This is a genomic window from Streptomyces violaceusniger Tu 4113 (assembly GCF_000147815.2).
GTDB classification, from domain to species: Bacteria; Actinomycetota; Actinomycetes; order Streptomycetales; family Streptomycetaceae; genus Streptomyces; species Streptomyces violaceusniger_A.
On sequence record NC_015957.1, the window covers coordinates 9123968 to 9145721 of the forward strand.

Genomic DNA, 21754 nt, shown 5'->3' on the forward strand with positions numbered 1-21754 from the left:
CGGCTCCTTGCGAAGAGGGAGGGGGTGCTCATGTGTTCAGAACGCTCCCGTTCAGGAGGAGCCGAGTTCGTCGTCGAGCAGATCGAAGAGCTCATCGTCGGTCGCGGATTCGAGGTCGTGGTCGTCGGTGTCGCCGTCTGCGGTCGCTTCCTGGGCGTCGTTCCACTTCGCCAGGAGCGCCTGGAGACGCATGGTGATCCTGGAGCGGGTGACGCTGTCGTCGGCGGCCACCGCCAGGGCGGCTTCCAGACGGTCGAGTTCGCCGAACACCGACGGGCCGCCGCCGTCCCCATGCGGGAGTTCCGCGCGCAGATGGTCGGTCAGGGCGTCGGGGGTCGGGTAGTCGAAGATCAGCGTGGCGGGCAGCCGGAGCCCGGTGGCCGCGCCCAGCCGGTTGCGGAGTTCGACGGCGGTGAGCGAGTCGAAGCCCAGCTCCTTGAAGGCCGCGCCGGGTTCGATCGCCGCCGCGCTGCCGTAGCCGAGCACGGTGGCCACCTGGCCGCAGACCAGGTTGAGCAGGAAGCGGTCCCGTTCGGCCGCGGACATGCCCGCGAGCCGCTCGGCGATGCCCGCCGCCTCGTCCGCCCCGCCGCCACCGGCCGCGGCCCGCCGTACGGGGGTGCGGATCAGCCCGCGCAGCAGCGGGGCGACCCCGCCCGTGGACTGGGCGCGCAGGGCGGCGATGTCCAGGGCGGCCGGGATCAGCACCGCGTGTCCGGCGAGGGCGGCCACGTCGAACAGGGCCAGGCCCTCGGCGTTGCTCAGCGCGCCCATGCTGCCGCGGCTCATCCGCTGCCGGTCGGCGTCGGCGAGGGTCGCGGCCATGCCGCCGTCGTCCTCCCACAGGCCGAAGGCCAGGGAGACCGCGGGCAGGCCCTGGGCGCGGCGGTGCTGGGCGAGGGCGTCCAGGAAGGTGTTGGCCGCCGCGTAGTTGCCCTGCCCCGGGTTGCCGAAGACTCCGGCCGCCGAGGAGAACAGGACGAAGGCGGAGAGGTCGCTGTCGCTGGTCAGCTCGTGGAGGTTCCACGCCGCGTCCACCTTGGGCCGCAGCACCCGCTCGACACGCTCCGGGGTGAGGGATTCGATGATCCCGTCGTCCAGGACGCCCGCCGCGTGGATCACGGCGGTGAGGGGGTGGTCGGCGGGGATGTCCGCCAGGAGGCCGGCGAGCGCGTCCCGGTCGGCCGCGTCGCACGCCGCCCAGGTGACCTCGGCACCCAACGAGCCCAGCTCGGCGGCCAGTTCGGCGGCGCCCGCCGCCTCCGCGCCACGGCGGCTGGTCAGCAGCAGGTGACGGGCGCCGCGCTCGGTCACCAGATGGCGGGCGAGCTGCCCGCCCAGGGTGCCGGACGCGCCGGTGATCAGCACGGTGCCCGTCGGGTCGAGACCGGGCACGGCCGCCTCGTCCAGGGCCGCCACCCGCGCGAGGCGGGGTGCGTGGACGGTCCCGGCGCGTACGGCAAGCTGGGGCTCGTCCGTGCGCAATCCCGCCACCAGGGCGGGGAGCCAGCCGTTGGCGGCTCCGGTGGCGGTGCCGGTGGCGGTGGCCGGGTCGCCGTGGACATCTGCCAGAACGAACCGGCCCGGGTGCTCGGCCTGCGCCGACCGCACCAGGCCCCAGGCGGCGGCGTGGGTCAGGTCGTCCACACCCTCGGCCCCTTCGGGCCCTTGTGCCCCTTCGGCTCCGGTGCCGTCGCCGGTGGTCACGGCCACGGCGCCACGGGTGAGGAGGACCAGCCGGGAGTCGGCGAACCGTTCGTCGGCGATCCACTCCTGGACCAGCGCCAGCGTCCGCCGGACGACGGTGTGCGCGGCGCCCGCGGTGTCCCCGGGCGTGCCCAGGTCGGGCAGGCACGGCACGAGGACCACGTCGGGCGCGATCCCCTCGGCCTCGACCGCCTCGGCGAGCGCGGAGAGCCCCGCGTAGGTCTCGGCCTCGATACCGGTGTCCGCGTCCGTCAGCGCGGCCGTGATCTTCAGATCGCCGCCGGTGCCGTCCAGGACGGCCCACAGGGCGGTGTCCTCCGGCCGCTGCGGCTCGGCGGGCGCGGGCAGCGCGGCCCAGTCGAGACGGAACAGCGCCTCGTGGTGTGCGGTACGGGCAGCCGTGAACTGCTCGGCGTCCAGCGGCCGCAGCGCCAGCGAGCCGACCGACACCACGGGGGCACCGGCCTCGTCGGTGATCTCCAGCGCCACCGCGCCCTGCCCGGCCGGGGAGACCCGCACCCGCAGCGCGGTCGCGCCGACCGCGTGCAGCCGTACGGCATCCCACGAGAACGGCAACCGGGCCCGGCCCGCCTCCTCGGCCGGGAAGAACCCGCCGAGCGCCACCGTGTGCAGCGCGGCGTCCAGCAGCGCCGGGTGCAGCCCGTACGCACGGGCCTCGCCCTGCCGGTCCTCGTCGAGCGCCACCTCGGCGAACACCTCGTCCCCGCGCCGCCAGGCGGCCCGCAGCCCCTGGAACACCGGCCCGTAGGCAAGGCCGAGCGCGGCGAAGCCGTCGTACAGCCCGTCCACGTCGAGCGGTTCGAGGTCGGTGGTCGTGGCGACGGCCGGGGGCCATTCCACGGTGTCGGCGGAGGAAGAGCCGGAGACCGTGAGCACACCGGAGGCATGCCGGATCCACGGCTCGTCGGCGGCGTCCTCCAGCCGCGAGTAGACGGTCAGCGCGCGCCGCCCGTCGGGGCCGTCGGGCTCGTCCACGGCGACCCGAAGCTGCACCCCGCCGCGCTCCGGAAGGATCAGCGGCGCTTCGAGGGTCAGCTCGTCCAGCAGATCGCAACCGACCTGGTCACCGGCGCGGACCGCCAGCTCGACCAGGGCCGTACCGGGCAGCATCACGGTGTCCATGACGGCGTGGTCGGCGAGCCAGGGGTGCGTACGGAGCGAGAGCCGGCCCGTGAAGAGGAAGCCCTCGGAGTCGGGCAGATCCACCGCCGCGCCCAGCAGCGGGTGATCGGCCGCGCCGAGACCGGCCGAGACCACGTCGCCCACGGCTCCGGCGGGAGCCTCCAGCCAGTAGCGCTCGCGCTGGAAGGGGTACGTCGGCAGCTCGGTGCGCTGGGCGCCGGTCCCCGCGAAGAACGCAGCCCAGTCGACTGCCACACCACGGACATGGGCCCGGGCGATGGCGGCCGTCAGGGTCTCGGCCTCGGTGCGGTCCTTGCGCAGCGCGGCGGCGAACGCGGCGTCCTCGCCGGTCCTACAGTCCTGGGCCATGGCGGTAAGGACACCGTCGGGGCCCAGTTCGAGGTAGGTGGTGACGCCCTGGGCTTCGAGGGTGCGGACACCGTCGAGGAAGCGGACGGCTTCCCGGACGTGGCGCACCCAGAAGTCGGGGGTCGTGACCTCTTCGGCGGAGACGACGGTCCCGGTGAGGTTGGAGACGATCGGAATGCGGGGCGCCTCGTAGGTCAGGCCCTCGGCCACCTCGCGGAACGCGTCCAGCATCCCGTCCATGCGCGGGGAGTGGAACGCGTGGCTGACGGTGAGGCGCTTGGTCTTACGCCCCTGCGCCTCGAAGTCCGCCGCGATCCGCTCGGCCGCGTCCTCGTCGCCCGCGATGACGACGGAGGTGGGCCCATTGAGCGCGGCGACGCTCACGCGGTCGGTGAGCAGCGGTGTGACCTCGTCCTCCGACGCCTGGATGGCGATCATCGCGCCACCGGCAGGCAGTTCCTGCATCAGGCGGCCACGCGCCGCCACCAGCTTCGCCGCGTCCGCGAGGGAGAGGACACCCGCCACATGGGCGGCGGCCAGCTCACCGATGGAGTGGCCGGAGAGGAAGTCCGCCTTCAGCCCCCAGGTCGCGACCAGCCGGAACAGTGCCACCTCGATCGCGAACAGCGCGGGCTGAGTGACCCCGGTCTGGTCGAGCGCCTCGGCGTCCTCGCCGAACAGCACCGTCTTCAGCGGCCGTTCAAGGTGCCCGTCCAGCTCATCGCAGACCGCGTCGAACGCCTCGGCGAACACCGGGTAGGCGTCGTACAGCTCACGGCCCATGCCGAGCCGCTGGCTGCCCTGCCCGGTGAACAGGAACGCCACCTTGCCGTCCGCCACCGCGCCTTCGGTGAGCCCGGGCGCCGACTCGCCATGTGCCAGCGCCTCCAGACCCGAGACCAGCCCGGCCCTGTCCCCGCCGACGACCACCGCACGGTGGTCCAGCGCGGCGCGCGTGGTCGCGAGCGAGTACGCCAGGTCGGTCAGCGACAGCTCCGGCCGCCCCTCGACATCGGCGAGCAGCCGCCCGGCCTGGGCGCGCAGCGCGTCGGTGCTCTTTCCGGAGAGCACCCACGGCAGAACGGACGGCTGGGCGACCGGGGCGGTGGGAGCCTCGGCCGGTTCGAGCCCAGGGGCCTGCTCGATGATCGTGTGTGCGTTGGTGCCGCTGAAGCCGAACGAGGAGACCGCCGCCCGCCGGGGACGACCAGCCTCCGGCCACTCCACCGACTCCTGCAACAACGACACCGCACCCGCCGACCAGTCGATATGCGGCGACGGCTCCTGCGCGTGCAACGTCCGCGGCAACACACCATGCCGCATCGCCATCACGATCTTGATGATCCCCGCGACACCGGCAGCAGCCTGCGTATGACCCATGTTCGACTTGATGGAACCGAGCAGCAACGGCCGCTCCGCATCCCGCCCCTGGCCATACGTGGCCATCAGCGCCTGCGCCTCGATCGGATCACCAAGACTGGTGCCCGTGCCATGCGCCTCCACCGCGTCCACATCACCAGTCGACAGACCCGCATTCGCCAACGCCTGACGGATCACCCGCTGCTGCGACGGGCCGTTCGGCGCCGTCAGACCATTGGACGCACCATCCTGGTTGATCGCGGAACCACGCACCACCGCCAGCACCGGATGCCCGTTCTTCCGCGCATCCGACAGCCGCTCCACCAGCAGCATGCCCGCACCCTCGGACCACCCCGTGCCATCCGCATCAGCCGAGAACGCCTTGCACCGACCATCCCCCGCAAGCCCACGCTGCCGACTGAACTCCACAAACGGCGACGGAGTCGCCATCACCGTCACACCGCCCGCGAGCGCCAGCGAACACTCACCGTTCCGCAGCGCCTGAACCGCCAGATGCAACGCCACCAACGACGACGAACACGCCGTATCCACCGTAATCGTCGGCCCCTCAAGACCGAACGTGTACGCCAACCGCCCCGAAATCACACTCCCCGCATTACCCGTACCGACGAATCCCTCCACGCCCTCCGGAAGCGCCGGAAGCGAGGAGGCGTAGTCGTGGTACATCACACCGGCGAAGACACCGGTACGGCTGCCGCGCAGCACACCCGGGGCGATTCCGGCTCGCTCGAACGCCTCCCACGATGTCTCCAGCAGCAACCGCTGCTGCGGATCCATCGCAAGGGCCTCACGCGGCGAGATACCGAAGAACGCCGGGTCGAAGTGGCCCGCCCGGTCGACGAACCCACCCTCGCGGGAGTACGAGGTGCCCGGGTGGTCGGGGTCCGGGTGGTAGAGCCCATCCAGATCCCAGCCACGGTCGGTGGGGAACTCGGAGATCGCGTCCCGGCCCTCCATGACCAGCCGCCACAGATCCTCCGGAGTCTCCACCCCACCCGGATAACGGCAACCCAACCCCACAATCGCGATCGGCTCATCATCCGCAGCCGCCACCACAACCGGCCCCGCCACGGCAGCCGCCGCACCCACCACCTCAGCGCGCAGGAACTCCGCCAGCACCATCGGCGTCGGGTAGTCGAAGACCAGCGTCGCGGGCAGCCGCAGCTCACTCACCGCACCCAGCGCATTCCGCAACTCCACCGCCGTCAGCGAGTCAAAGCCCAGCTCACGGAAGGAGCGATGCGGTTCGACGGTGTCCAGCGAGTCATGGCCGAGTACGGCGGCGACCTGCGTACGGACCAGCTCCAGCAGGGCGTCGAGTTGCTCGGCCTCGCTCAGACCGGCCAGCCGCCGCGCCAGCGCACCCGACGCCGCCGCACCCTCCGCCGCACGCCGCGCCGGAACCCGCACCAGCCCACGCAGCAGCGGCGCGACCACACCGGCCGACGCCGCCTCGGCACGCAGCACGGCCAGGTCCAACCGGACGGGCACGAGCAGCGCCTCGTCCGTGCGGTACGCGGCGTCGAACAGCTCCAGGCCCTCGGTGGCGGAGAGCCCGACGACGCCACCCCGGCTCATCCGGGACACATCCGCGTCGTCCAACTCACCGGTCATCGCGCTGGAGTCGGCCCACAGGCCCCAGGCCAGCGAGGTACCGGCCAGGCTGTGTGCCCGGCGGTGCTGGGCGAGGGCGTCCAGGTAGGCGTTGGCGGCGGCGTAGTTGCCCTGCCCCGCGTTGCCGAAGACACCGGCGGCGGACGAGAAGAGCAGGAACGCCGACAGGTCGAGTTCGCGGGTCAGCTCATGCAGGTTCCACGCCGCGTCCACCTTCGGACGGAGCACCCGCGCCAACCGCTCCGGCGTCAGCGAACCGATCACACCGTCATCCAGCACACCGGCCGTGTGGACGACCGCCGTGAGCGGATGGTCGGCGGGAATGGCGGCCAGGGTCGCGGAGAGCGCGTCCCGGTCCGCCACATCACACGCCGCCCAACGCACGCTCGCGCCCAACTCGGCAAGCTCAGAGCTGAGTTCGGCCGCGCCCGGTGCCTGGTCGCCACGACGGCTCACCAGCAGCAGACGCCGCACGCCACGCTCGGCCACCAGGTGGCGGGCCAGCAGACCGCCCAGCGTGCCACTCGCACCCGTGACCAGCACCGTGCCCTCGGCATCGACATCGAGCGGCTGCTCGGTGTCCACGGCGGCCCGCGCCAGACGCGGCGCCCGCAGCGCCCCGTCCCGTACGGCCACCTGCGGTTCGCCGGACTCCAGCGCACCCGCGACCGCCGACAGCGAATCGGCCGCACCATCGACGTCGACCAGGACGAACCGGCCCGGGTTCTCCGACTGCGCCGAGCGCAGCAGACCCCATACGGCGGCACCCGCAAGGTCCGCCACCGGCTCGGCGGCCTCGGTGGCCACCGCGCCCGAGGTCAGCACGACCAGCCGCGCATCCGCGAACCGCTCATCGGCCAGCCAGGTCTGGATCAGCTCCAGCGCCCTGGCCGTGGCCTGGTGCACGGCGGCCGGGCCGCCGTCCCCGTCGGACGAGAAGTCGACGAGCACCTCATCGGCCACTGCCGCGTCCGACTCGATCGCCGCGCCCAGCGCAGCCAGATCCGCGTACGCGGCCACGTCCGAGCCGGAGAGACCGCGCTCCAGCGCCTCGGAGCCGAGCACCACCCAGCCGCTGCCGATCCGCGCATCCGTCTCGGCCGCGAACTCGGTCCACTCCAGGCGGAAGAGGGAGTCCTGACGGCCGCCCCGCGCACCGCTGATCTGCTCGGCCGACACCGGACGCAACACCAGCGAATCCACCGACAACACCGCACGCCCCGCGCCATCGGCCACCGCCAACGACACCGCATCCGCACCAGCCGACGACAACCGCACCCGCAGCACCGAAGCACCCACCGCGTGCAACGACACACCAGCCCACGCGAACGGCAGCCGCGCCCCGTCCGCACCCTCGATCAGACCACCAAGACCCACCGCATGCAGCGCCGAATCCAGCAACGCCGGATGCAGACCGAACGCACCCGCCTCGGACTGCCCGTCCTCCGGCAGCTCCAGCTCCGCGAAGACCTCGTCACCGACCCGCCACGCGGACGTCAGCCCCCGGAACACCGGGCCGTACGCCAACCCCAGGCCCGCCATGCCCTCATACAGACCATCGAGCGCAACCGGCGTCGCACCGGCCGGCGGCCATGCGCTCAGGTCGAACGACGGCGTCGGGGCGCCCTCCACGAGCGCACCCGAGGCATGGCGCAGCCACGGCTCATCGGCGGGCGCGTCCTCCAACCGCGAGTACACCTCGAACCCACGACGACCGGAATCGTCCGGCGCACCCACCGAGAGCTGAAGCTGAACGCCTCCCACCTCCGGAAGCACCAACGGCGCCGCCAGCGTCAACTCCTCGACCTGATCACAACCGACCTGGTCACCCGCGCGAACCGCAAGCTCCACAAAGGCCGTTCCCGGCAGCAGCACCGAACCCATCACGGCGTGGTCGAGCAGCCACGGATGCGTCTGCGCCGAGATCCGCCCGGTCAGCAGCAGCCCATCGCCGCCCGCGAGCGGTACGACGGCGCCCACGAGCGGGTGGTCGGCGGCGGCCAGTCCGAGCCCCGCCGTGCCGCCGACGCCGTACGCCGACGCCTGGGGCCAGTACCGGCGGCGCTGGAAGGCGTACGTCGGCAGGTCGGTCAGCTCGACCCGAGCCGCACCCGTACCGGCGAAGACCGCCTCCCAGTCCACCGCCGCACCACGGACATGCGCCCGGGCGATGGCGGCGTGGACCGCCCGCGCCTCGGGCCGGCCGGCCCGCAACACGGCGGCGAATCCGGCGTCCTCGCCGGTCACACAGTCCTGGGCCATGGCGGTGAGGACACCGTCAGGGCCGAGTTCGACGTACGTGGTGACGCCCTGGGCCTCCATCGTGCGGACACCGTCGAGGAAACGGACGGCCTCGCGGACGTGGCGCACCCAGAAGTCGGGGGTCGTGATCTCCTCGGTGGAGACGACGGTCCCGGTGAGGTTGGAGACGATCGGGATGCGCGGGGCCTCGTAGGTCAGCCCCTCCGCGACCTCGCGGAACGCGTCCAACATGCCGTCCATACGCGGCGAGTGGAACGCATGGCTGACCGTGAGCCGCTTGGTCTTACGCCCCTGCGCCTCGAACGACGCGGCGATCTCCTGAGCCGCGTCCTCGTCACCAGCGATGACCACGGAGGTGGGTCCGTTGAGCGCGGCGATACTGACCCGCTCGGTGAGCAGCGGCGTGACCTCGTCCTCCGAAGCCTGCACCGCGATCATCGCGCCACCGGCCGGAAGCTCCTGCATCAGACGACCACGCGCGGCCACCAGCTTCGCCGCGTCCGCGAGCGAGAACACACCCGCCACATGCGCGGCGGCCAACTCACCAATCGAGTGACCGGAGAGGAAGTCCGCCTTCAGCCCCCAGGTCTCCACCAGCCGGAACAGCGCCACCTCGACCGCGAACAGCGCGGGCTGGGTGACCCCGGTCTGGTCCAGCGCCTCCGCATCGTCGCCGAACAGCACCGTCTTCAGCGGCTGCTCGAGATGCGCGTCCAGCGCGTCGCAGACCGCGTCCAACGCCTCGGCGAACGCCGGGTAGGCGTCGTACAGCTCACGGCCCATGCCGAGCCGCTGGCTGCCCTGCCCGGTGAACAGGAACGCCACCTTGCCGACAGCGGCGCCCGAGCCCTGGATCGCCTCCGCGCCGGACTCGCCGCGTGCCAGGGCGTCCAGACCGCGCAGGAAACCCTCGCGGTCGTCGGCCACCAGCACCGCACGGTGGTCCAGCGCGGCGCGCGTGGTCGCGAGCGAGTAGCCGAGGTCGGCCGGTGCGATCTCCGGCCGCTCGTCCAGGTAGGAACGGAGCCGCACGGCCTGCGCACGCAGCGCGTCGGCCGTCTTCGCCGACAGCGGCCACGACGTCACGCCAGGCGCGGTCGCCACCTCGCCCGGGGCCTCGTCCTCGATGGCCGGGGCCTGCTCGATGATCGTGTGTGCGTTGGTGCCGCTGAAGCCGAACGACGAGACCGCCGCCCGCCGGGGACGACCAGCCTCCGGCCACTCCACCGACTCCTGCAACAACGACACCGCACCCGCCGACCAGTCGATATGCGGCGACGGCTCCTGCGCGTGCAACGTCCGCGGCAACACACCATGCCGCATCGCCATCACGATCTTGATGATCCCCGCGACACCGGCAGCAGCCTGCGTATGACCCATGTTCGACTTGATGGAACCGAGCAGCAACGGCCGCTCCGCATCCCGCCCCTGGCCATACGTGGCCATCAGCGCCTGCGCCTCGATCGGATCACCCAGTGACGTACCCGTGCCGTGCGCCTCCACCGCGTCCACATCACCAGTCGACAGACCCGCATTCGCCAACGCCTGACGGATCACCCGCTGCTGCGACGGGCCGTTCGGCGCCGTCAGACCATTGGACGCACCATCCTGGTTGATCGCGGAACCACGCACCACCGCCAGCACCGGATGCCCGTTCTTCCGCGCATCCGACAGCCGCTCCACCAGCAGCATGCCCGCACCCTCGGACCACCCCGTGCCATCCGCATCAGCAGAGAACGCCTTGCACCGACCATCCCCCGCAAGCCCACGCTGACGACTGAACTCCACAAACGGCGACGGAGTCGCCATCACCGTCACACCGCCCGCGAGCGCCAGCGAACACTCACCGTTCCGCAGCGCCTGAACCGCCAGATGCAACGCCACCAACGACGACGAACACGCCGTATCCACCGTAATCGTCGGCCCCTCAAGACCGAACGTGTACGCCAACCGCCCCGAAATCACACTCCCCGCATTACCCGTACCGAGGAAGCCTTCGACGCCCTCCGGCACCCGCTCCAGCAGCGAGGCGTAGTCGTGGTACATGACGCCCGCGAAGACACCGGTACGGCTGCCGCGCAGCACACCCGGATCGATTCCGGCCCGCTCGAACGCCTCCCACGACGTCTCCAGCAGCAACCGCTGCTGCGGATCCATCGCAAGGGCCTCACGCGGCGAGATACCGAAGAAGCTCGGGTCGAAGTGGCCGGCGTCCTCCACGAAGCCGCCCTCACGGGCGTAGCTCGTACCGCTGTGGTCCGGGTCCGCGTGGTAGAGCGCCCCGAGGTCCCAGCCACGGTCGGTCGGAAATTCCGAGATCGCGTCCCGGCCCTCCATGACCAGCCGCCACAGATCCTCCGGAGTCTCCACCCCACCCGGATAACGACAGCCCAGCCCCACAATCGCGATCGGCTCATCATCCGCAGCCGCCACCACAACCGGCCCCGACACAGCGGCAGCCGCACCGACCACCTCAGCACGCAGGAACTCCGCCAACACCATCGGCGTCGGGTAGTCGAAGACCAGCGTCGCGGGCAGCCGCAGCTCACTCACCGCACCCAGCGCATTCCGCAACTCCACCGCCGTCAGCGAGTCAAAGCCCAGCTCACGGAAGGAGCGGTCGGGGTCAACCGTCTCCGGACCGGCGTATCCGAGCACCGTCGCGACGTTCGTACGGACCAGGTCCAGCAGCACATCGAGCTGCTCGGCCGCGTCCAGCCCGGCGAGCCGCCGCGCCAGCGCACCCGACGCCGCCGCACCCTCCGCCGCACGCCGCGCCGGAACCCGCACCAGCCCACGGAACAGCGGCGCCAGCGCACCGCCGGCCGCCTGCGCCCGAAGCGCGGCCATGTCCAGCGACATCGGCACCAGCAGCGCCTCACCGAGGCGGCCCGCGACGTCGAACAGCTCCAGACCCTCGGTGGCGGACAGCGCGAGGACACCGCCCCGGCTCATCCGGGACACATCCGCGTCGTCCAACTCACCGGTCATCCCGCTGGAGTCGGCCCACAGGCCCCAGGCCAGCGAGGTACCGGCCAGGCCGTGTGCCCGGCGGTGCTGGGCGAGGGCGTCCAGGAAGGCGTTGGCGGCGGCGTAGTTGCCCTGCCCCGCATTGCCGAAGACACCAGCAGCGGACGAGAAGAGCACAAACGCCGACAGGTCGAGATCGCGGGTCAGCTCATGCAGATTCCACGCCGCGTCCACCTTCGGACGCAGCACCCGCGCCAACCGCTCCGGCGTCAGCGAACCGATCACACCGTCATCCAGCACACCGGCCGTATGCACCACGGCCGTCAGCGGACGCTCGGCCGGAATCGCCCCGAGCACCTCGGCCAACTGGTCACGGTCGGCGACATCACACGCCGCCCACCGCACCTCGGCACCCAACTCGAACAATTCCGTGCCGAGTTCGGCCGCACCCGGAGCCTCGCCGCCACGGCGGCTCACCAGCACCAGATGCCGAACCTCACGCTCCACGACCAGGTGGCGGGCCAGCAGACCGCCCAGCGTGCCACTCGCACCGGTCACCAGGACCGTGCCCTCGGCATCGAACTCCGGCGCATCGTCCCCGGAGCCCGAGCCCGCAGCGTCGGCCCGCGCCAGGCGCGGCACCCGCACCTCGCCCGCACGCAGCGCAAGCTGCGACTCGCCCGAGGCGAGCGCGGCGGGCAGCGTACGGAACGACGCGTCCTGGCCGTCGAGGTCGACGAGCACAAGGCGTTCCGGGTTCTCCGACTGCGCCGAGCGCAGCAGACCCCACACCGCCGCCCGGGCCGGATCGTCCAGCGACTCCTCCGCGCCGGCGGCCACGGCGCCCGAGGTCAGCACCACCAGACGCGCATCCGCGAACCGCTCATCGGCCAGCCACGCCTGGACCAGCGACAGCGCCTCGGCGGTGGCCCGGTGCGCCGCACCCGCCACATCCTCGCCGCCCTCGCCGCCCTCGGCGGACGGCGAGACGAACACCAGCTCAGGCGCTTCACCACCCGCCGCGACCGCCTCGGTCAGCGCGGCCAGATCCGCGTACGTCGCGATCTCGGCACCAACCGCCCCGAGCCCGAGGTCGCCCGAACCGAGCGCCGCCCAGCGGGCAGTCGGCACGGGGGCGGAGGACACGGTCGCGGGCAGGCCGACCCACTCCAGGCGGAAGAGGGAGTCCCGACGACCGCCCCGCGCACCGCTGATCTGCTCGGCCGACACCGGACGCAACACCAGCGAATCCACCGACAACACCGCACGCCCCGCGCCATCGGCCACCGCCAACGACACCGCATCCGCACCAGCCGACGACAACCGCACCCGCAGCACCGAAGCACCCACCGCGTGCAACGACACACCAGCCCACGCGAACGGCAGCCGCGCCCCGTCCGCACCCTCGATCACACCACCAAGACCCACCGCATGCAGCGCCGAATCCAGCAACGCCGGATGCAGACCGAACGCACCCGCCTCCGCCCGCGCCTCCTCCGGCAGCTCCAGCTCCGCGAAGACCTCGCCACCGACCCGCCACGCGGACGTCAGCCCCCGGAACACCGGGCCGTACACCAGCCCCAGGCCCGCCATGCCCTCATACAGACCATCGAGCGCAACCGGCGTCGCACCCGCCGGCGGCCATGCGCTCAGGTCGAACGACGGCGTCGGGGCGCCCTCCACGAGCGCACCCGAGGCATGGCGCAGCCACGGCTCATCGGCGGGCGCGTCCTCCAACCGCGAGTACACCTCGAACCCACGACGACCGGACCCATCCGGCGCACCCACCGAGAGCTGAAGCTGAACGCCTCCCACCTCCGGAAGCACCAACGGCGCCGCCAGCGTCAACTCCTCGACCTGATCACAACCGACCTGGTCACCCGCGCGAACCGCAAGCTCCACAAAGGCCGTTCCCGGCAGCAGCACCGAACCCATCACGGCGTGGTCCGCCAGCCACGGATGCGTGTCGAGCCCCAGTCGGCCCGTGAGCAGCAGCCCCTCGCCACCGGCCAGCGGCACGGCGGCCCCGACCAGCGGATGGTCGACGGTCGCCAGCCCCAGCCCGGCCGTACCGCCGAGGGCAGCGGCCGGGAGCTCGGGCCAGTAGCGCGCGTACTGGAAGGCGTACGTCGGCAGCTCGACCCGAGCCGCGCCGGTACCGCCGAAGACGGCGTCCCAGTCGACCGCCACACCACGGACATGCGCCCGGGCGACGGCGGTGGTCAGCGTCTTGGCCTCGGGACGGTCCTTGCGCAGCACGGCGGCGAACGCGGCGTCCTCGCCGGTCACACACTGCTGGGCCATGGCGGTGAGCACACCGTCCGGACCCAGCTCGACGAACGTGGACACGCCCTGCGCCTCAAGGGTCCGCACACCGTCGAGGAAGCGGACGGCCTCGCGGACGTGGCGCACCCAGAAGTCGGCCGTCGTGATCTCCTCGGCGGCCACCACGCCACCGGTCAGATTCGACACGATCGGGATGCGCGGAGCCTCGTACGTCAGCCCCTGCGCCACCTCACGGAACGCGTCCAGCATCCCGTCCATGCGAGGCGAGTGGAACGCATGGCTGACCGTGAGCCGCTTGGTCTTCCGACCCTGCGCCTCGAACGACGCCGCGATCCCCACCGCCGCGTCCTCATCACCCGCGATCACGACCGCCGTCGGCCCGTTGAGCGCGGCGATCGACACCCGCTCGGTCAGCAGCGGCGTCACCTCGTCCTCCGACGCCTGCACCGCGATCATCGCGCCACCGGCCGGAAGCTCCTGCATCAAACGGCCACGCGCAGCCACCAACCGGCACGCGTCCGCCAGCGACAACACACCTGCCACATGCGCGGCGGCCAGCTCACCGATCGAGTGCCCCGACAGGAAGTCCGCACGCAGCCCCCACGCCTCCACCAACCGGAACAGCGCCACCTCAACCGCGAACAGCGCAGGCTGAGTGAACCCCGTCTGATGCAGCGCGTCAGCATCATCCCCGAACAGGACGTCCTTCAGCGGCCGTTCAAGGTGCTGGTCCAGCTCATCGCAGACGGCATCCAGCGCCTCCGCGAACACCGGATAGGCGTCATACAGCTCACGACCCATCCCCAGCCGCTGACTCCCCTGCCCCGTGAACAGGAACGCCACCTTGCCACCGGCCACCGAACCCTGAACGAGCGCCGCAGCGCGACGTCCCTCGGCCAGCGCCCCCAGAGCCTTCAGCAGCCCATCCCGGTCCTCGGCCACCACCACCGCACGGTGGTCGAACGCCGATCGGCCGGTCGCCAGCGAGTAGCCCAGGTCGACCGCGTCCAGCTCGGGCCGGTCCGTCGCATGCGCCACCAGCCGCCCGGCCTGATCCCGCAGGGCGGCCGCATCCCGCCCCGACAGCACCCACGGCACCACGGCGGGCGGGACAGTGGGAGCCGCCGGAGCCTCCGCCGCCTCCACCTCCGGCGCCTGCTCGATGATGGTGTGCACATTGGTGCCACTGATGCCGAACGACGACACACCCGCGCGACGCGGGCGGCCGGTCTCCGGCCATTCCACCTCATCCGTCAGCAGCGAGACCGCGCCCGCCGACCAGTCCACATGCGGCGACGGCTCGGCCGTGTGCAGGGTCTTGGGAAGCACCCCGTGCCGCATGGCGAGGATCATCTTCATCACACCCGCGACACCGGCGGCGGCCTGAGTGTGGCCCATGTTGGACTTGATGGAGCCGAGCAGCAACGGCCGCTCCGCGTCCCGCTCCTGGCCGTACGTGGCGAGCAGCGCCTGCGCCTCGATCGGGTCGCCCAGCGTCGTGCCCGTACCGTGCGCCTCGACCGCGTCCACATCGCCGACCGACAGCCCGGCGGTGGCCAGCGCCTGCCGGATCACGCGCTGCTGGGACGGGCCGTTCGGCGCCGTCAGACCATTGGACGCACCGTCCTGGTTCACCGCGCTGCCGCGCACCACGGCCAGCACCGGGTGACCGTTCTTCCGCGCGTCCGACAGCCGCTCGACCAGCAGCATGCCCGCGCCCTCGGCCCAGCCCGTGCCGTCCGCGTCCGCCGAGAACGCCTTGCAGCGGCCGTCGGCGGACAGGCCGCCCTGGCGGCTGAAGCCGACGAACGTGCCGGGCGTCGCCATCACCGTGACGCCACCGGCCAGCGCCATCGTGCACTCGCCCGAGCGCAGCGCCTGCATCGCCCAGTGCAGCGCCACCAGCGACGACGAGCACGCCGTGTCGACCGTGACGGCCGGGCCTTCCAGGCCGAGGGCGTAGGCGACGCGGCCAGAGGCGATGGAGCCCGTGCTGCCGGAGCCGATCGCGCCCTCACCGCCGCCGTCCGGGGCCTGCTCCACCAGCGTGGCGTAGTCGTGGTACATGACGCCCGCGAACACACCGGTACGGCTGCCGCGCAGCGTGGCCGGGTCGATGCCCGCGCGCTCGAACGCCTCCCACGACGTCTCCAGCAGCAGCCGCTGCTGCGGGTCCGTCGCCAGCGCCTCGCGGGGCGAGATCCCGAAGAAGGTGGGGTCGAAGTCGGCGGCGTCGTGGAGGAAACCGCCCTCGCGGGTGTACGAGGTGCCGGGGTGCTCCGGGTCCGGGTGGTAGAGCGCGTCCAGGTCCCAGCCACGGTCGACGGGGAAGCCGGAGATCGCGTCCTGGCCGGCGGAGAGCAGCCGCCACAGGTCGTCGGGGGTGCGCACCCCGCCCGGGAAGCGGCAGCTCATGCCGACGATGGCGATCGGCTCGTCGTCGATGGCGCCCACGGCCCGGACGGGCAGGCCCGACTGGGCGCCGGTGCCCGCCAGTTCGTCCCGGAGGTGTTCGGCCAGGACGAGGGAGGTCGGATAGTCGAAGACCAGGGTGGCGGGGAGCCGCATCCCGGTGACCGCGTTCAGGCGGTTGCGCAGTTCGACGGCGGTCAGCGAGTCGAAGCCCAGGTCGCGGAAGGCGCGGTCGGGGTCGACGGAGTCGGCGGTGCCATAGCCCAGGACAGCGGCGACCTGGGTACGGACCAGCTCCAGCAGCGTCTCCAACTGCTCGGTCTCGTTCAAGCGGGCCAGCCGCTGCGCCAGGGCGCCCGTTCCGGCGGAGCCCTCCGCCGTACGCCGTGCCGGGACGCGCACCAGCCCGGACATCAGCGGGGCCACCACACCGGTGGACGCCGCCTCGGCCCGTGCCGCGGCCAGGTCCAGCCGCACCGGGACGAGCAGGGCCTCGCCCGCCCGTCCGGCCGCGTCGAACAGTTCCTTGCCCTCATCGGTGGCGAGCGCGGCGACGCCGCCCCGGCTCATCCGGGACACATCGGCCTGGTCCAGCTCACCGGCCATACCACCGGATTCGGTGGCCCACAGGCCCCAGGCCAGGGACGTTCCGGGCAGGCCGAGCGCCGTACGGTGCTGGGCGAGTGCGTCCAGATAGGCGTTGGCGGCGGCGTAGTTGCCCTGTCCGGCGGCGCCGAAGACACCGGCGGCGGAGGAGAAGAGAACGAACGCGGACAGGTCGAGGTCGCGGGTCAGCTCATGCAGGTTCCAGGCCGCGTCCACCTTCGGGCGCAGCACCCGCGCCAGCCGCTCCGGCGTCAGCGAACCGATCACACCGTCATCCAGCACACCGGCCGTGTGCACCACGGCCGTCAGCGGATGTCCGGCCGGGATCGCCTCCAGCACCTCGGCCAGCGCGCCACGGTCGGCGACATCACACGCCGCCCACCGCACCTCGGCACCCGACTCGGCCAGTTCCGTGCCGAGTTCGGCCGCGCCCGGAGCCTCGCCACCACGGCGGCTCACCAGCAGCAGACGCCGCACGCCACGCTCGGCCACCAGGTGGCGGGCGAACAGAGCGCCCAGCGTGCCGCTCGCACCGGTGACCAGCACCGTGCCGTCGGCGTCGAACTCCGGCGCGTCGTCCCCGGAGCCCGGGCTCGCGACGGCGGCCCGCGCCAGCCGCGGTGCCCGCAGCACCCCGTCCCGTACGGCCACCTGCGGTTCACCCGACGCCAGCGCGTCCGGCACCGCCCTCAGCGAATCGGCCACGCCGTCGACGTCGACCAGGACGAACCGGCCGGGGTTCTCCGACTCGGCGGAGCGCACCAGGCCCCAGACGGCGGCATGGGTCGGATCGGCCACCGGCTCGTCGGCACCGGCGGCCACGGCACCCGAGGTCAGCAGGACCAGGCGCGAGTTCGTGAAGCGGTCGTCATTCAGCCACTGTTGCAGCAGGCTCAGCGCCTGGGCGGTGGCGCGGTGCACCGCGTCGGCGGGTGAGGAGCTTTCCCCTGTCCCGCCCCTTCCCGCAGCATCGATATGCGGCTCCGCCGCGTGGCGGGGCAAGCCCCAGGACCCCAGACGCCCTTCGGGCGTGTCCTCAAACGCCGGACGGGCTTGAATTGCCGCACCCGTCGGACCGGCTTGGGAAGCCGCGGCGGCGTGCGGTGCCGCAAGGTTCAAGGGCAGGCCGACCACCACGTCATCCGGCAGCGCCGCGCCGGACTCGACCGCCGTGGCCAGCGCGTCCAGGTCGGCGTAGGTGTCGAACCGCTGCCCGGTCGACGCCAGGTCGAGCGCGTCGGATCCCAGCAGCGCCCAGCGTCCCGCCGGGCCCTGGGCGGACACCTCGGCCCAGTCGAGCCGGAACAGCGACTCCTGACGGCCACCCCGCGCGCCCTGGATCTGCTCGACGGACACCGGCCGCAGCACCAGCGAATCCACCGACAGCACCGCACGCCCCGCGCCATCGGCCACCGCCAACGACACCGCATCCGCACCAGCCGACGACAACCGCACCCGCAGCACCGAAGCACCCACCGCGTGCAACGACACACCAGCCCACGCGAACGGCAGCCGCGCCCCGTCCGCACCCTCGATCAGACCACCAAGACCCACCGCATGCAGCGCCGAATCCAGCAACGCCGGATGCAGACCGAACGCACCCGCCTCCGCCCGCGCCTCCTCCGGCAGCTCCAGCTCCGCGAAGACCTCGCCACCGACCCGCCACGCAGACGTCAGCCCCCGGAACACCGGGCCGTACGCCAACCCCGCCTCGGCCAGACCCTCGTACAGACCCTCGACGGGCAGCTCCGAGGCCCCCGCCGGAGGCCAGGCCGCCAGGTCGAACGACGCCGCGCGCGCGCCCGAGCCCAGCACACCCGACGCATGCCGCACCCACGGCTCGTCGACGGCCGCGTCCTCGAACCGTGAGTACACCGTCAGCGAGCGGCGTCCCGAAGCATCGGGCGCGCCCACCGACAGTTGGAGCTGGACACCGCCCACCTCGGGAAGCACCAGCGGCGCCTCCAGCGTCAGCTCCTCCAGCAGATCGCAACCGACCTGGTCACCGGCGCGGATCGCCAGCTCCACGAAGGCCGTGCCGGGCAGCAGCACCGAGCCCGCCACCGCGTGATCGGCCAGCCACGGATGGGTGTCCAGGGCGAGACGGCCGGTGTAGAGGAAACCGTCGGAGTCGGCGAGCGCCACTGCGGCACCGAGCAGCGGATGGTCGGCCGCGCCGAGCCCGGCGGACACCATGTCGCCCGCCCAGTAGCCGGTGTCGAGCCAGTAGGTGTCGCGCTGGAAGGGGTAGAGCGGAAGGTCCGTGCGGGCCGTGTCCGCCCCGGCGAACACCGCGGCCCAGTCCGGGGAGACACCGTGGACATGGGCCCCGGCGACGGCGGCGGCCAGGCTCTGGAGCTCCGGGCGGCCGGAGCGCAGCGCGGACACAAGGGTGGCGTCGTCGCGGGTCAGGCAGTCCTGGGCCATGGCGGTGAGCACACCGTCCGGGCCCAGTTCCACGAACTTCGTGACGTTGCGCTCCTCCAGCGTCCGTACGCCGTCGAGGAAGCGGACGGCCTCGCGGACGTGGCGCACCCAGAAGTCGGGGCTCGTGATCTCGTCGGCGGACACCACGCCACCGGTCAGGTTCGACACGATCGGAATCTTCGGAGCCTCGTACGACAGCCCCCGCGCCACCTCACGGAACGCGTCCAACATGCCGTCCATACGCGGCGAGTGGAACGCGTGGCTGACCGTGAGCCGCTTCGTCTTCCGACCCTGCGCCTCGAACGAGGCCGCAATCTCCAGCGCCGCGTCCTCATCGCCCGCGATGACCACCGAGGTCGGGCCGTTGAGGGCGGCGATCGAGACGCGCTCGGTGAGCAGCGGCGTCACCTCGTCCTCCGACGCCTGCACCGCGACCATCGCGCCACCGGCCGGAAGCGCCTGCATCAGACGGCCACGCGCGGCCACCAGCTTCGCCGCGTCCGCGAGCGACAACACACCCGCCACATGCGCGGCGGCCAGCTCACCGATCGAATGCCCGGAGAGGAAGTCGGGCCGCAGCCCCCACGCCTCCACCAGCCGGAACAACGCCACCTCAACCGCGAACAACGCGGGCTGAGTGAACCCCGTCCGGTCCAGCGCCTCCGCATCGGCCCCGAACAGCACGTCCTTCAAAGGACGCTCAAGGTGCGCGTCCAGCTCCGCGCACACCGCGTCCAGCGCCTCCGCGAACACCGGATAGGCGTCGTACAGCTCACGCCCCATCCCCAGCCGCTGGCTCCCCTGCCCCGTGAACAGGAACGCCACCTTGCCACCGGTGACCTTGCCCTCGACCAGCCCGGTCGCGGGCTCCTCGCGGGAGAGTGCGTCGAGGGCTCGTATCAGGCCCTCGCGGTCGTCGGCGACGATCGCCGCCCGGTGGTCGAAGGCCGCCCGGCCGATGGCCAGCGAGAAGCCGACGTCGGTGAGGCGCAGTTCGGGGTGGGCGTCGAGGTGGGCGCGCAGGTTCGCGGCCTGGGCGCGCAACGCGGGGCGGCTCTTGGCCGCCACGGTCCACAGCGGCAGCGCGGCGGCGGCGCGGGCCTCGGCGGGGGCGCCGTCGTCGGCCGTCTTCGCGGTCTGCGGCTCCTCGGCGTCCGGCTCGGGCGCCTGCTCCAGGATGGTGTGCGCGTTGGTGCCGCTGATGCCGAACGAGGACACCGCGGCCCGGCGCGGCTGGTCGGTGTCGGGCCAGGCGCGTCCCTCGGTCAGCAGCGAGACGGCCCCGGCCGACCAGTCGACGTTGGGGGTGGGCTGGTCGACATGCAGGGTCCGCGGAAGCGTCCCGTGGCGCATCGCCATGACCATTTTGATGATGCCGGCGACACCCGCGGCGGCCTGGGTGTGGCCGATGTTGGACTTGATGGAGCCCAGCCAGAGCGGCTGGTCCTCGGTGTGGTTGCGCCCGTACGTGGCGAGCAGGGCCTGCGCCTCGATGGGGTCGCCGAGCGTGGTGCCGGTGCCGTGGGCCTCGACCACGTCGATCTGCCCGGCGGAGAGCCGGGCGGAGGCCAGGGCCTGGCGGATGACGCGCTGCTGCGAGGGGCCGTTCGGCGCGGTCAGCCCGCTGCTGGCGCCGTCCTGGTTGATGGCGCTGCCGCGGACGAGGGCGAGCACCTGGTGGCCGTTGGCGCGGGCGTCGGAGAGCCGCTCCAGCAGCAGCATGCCGGCGCCTTCGCCCCAGCCGGTGCCGTCAGCGGCCGACGCGAAGGACTTGCAGCGGCCGTCGGCGGCGAGTCCGCGCTGGCGGCTGAACTCGGTGAAGGTGCCGGGGGTGGACATCACCGTGACACCGCCGGCCAGGGCCAGCGAGCACTCCCGGCGGCGCAGCGCCTGGGCGGCGAAGTGCAGGGCGACCAGGGAGGAGGAGCAGGCCGTGTCGATGGTGACGGCCGGCCCTTCCAGGCCGAAGGTGTAGGCGACGCGGCCGGAGGCGATGGAGCCGGAGCTGCCGTTGCCGAGGAAGCCCTCGACGTCCTCGGGCGCGGAGAACAGCCGGGAGGCGTAGTCGTGGTACATCACGCCCGCGAACACGCCGGTCTGGCTGCCCTGGAGCGAGGTCGGGTCGATGCCCGCGCGCTCGAACGCCTCCCAGGAGGTCTCCAGCAGCAGCCGCTGCTGCGGGTCCATGGCCAGCGCCTCACGCGGCGAGATGCCGAAGAACGCGGGGTCGAAGTCGGCCGCGTCGTGCAGGAAGCCGCCCTCGTGGACGTACGGCTCCTGGCCGCTGTCCGGGTCCGGCTCGAAGAGGACGTCGGTGGCCCAGCCACGGTTGGTGGGGTACGGCGTGGCCGCGTCGCCGCCGCGGGCGACGAGCTCCCACAGCTCCTCGGGGGTGCTGACCCCGCCGGGGTAGCGGCAGCTCATCGCCACGATGGCGATCGGCTCCTGCTCACGCTCCTCGACCTCGCGCAGCCGCCGCCGCGCCTCGCGCAGGTCGGTGGTGGCCCGCTTGAGGTAATCGAGGTACTTCTCTTCGTTCGCCGTCGCCATTACGCCGTCCCCGCGGTGCTGAGATGAG

Annotated in this window: 1 protein-coding gene; it reads right to left on the bottom strand. The window is 72.4% G+C overall.

Going from position 1 to position 21754, the window contains the following annotated elements; genetic code table 11:
- Nucleotides 1–51: 51 nt before the first annotated feature.
- Nucleotides 52–21726 carry a type I polyketide synthase gene (locus STRVI_RS37540; protein ID WP_014060786.1) on the bottom strand — a complete coding sequence of 7225 codons (21675 nt, stop codon included), beginning with the start codon at nucleotides 21724–21726 and terminating at the stop codon, nucleotides 52–54.
- Nucleotides 21727–21754 lie beyond the last annotated feature (28 nt).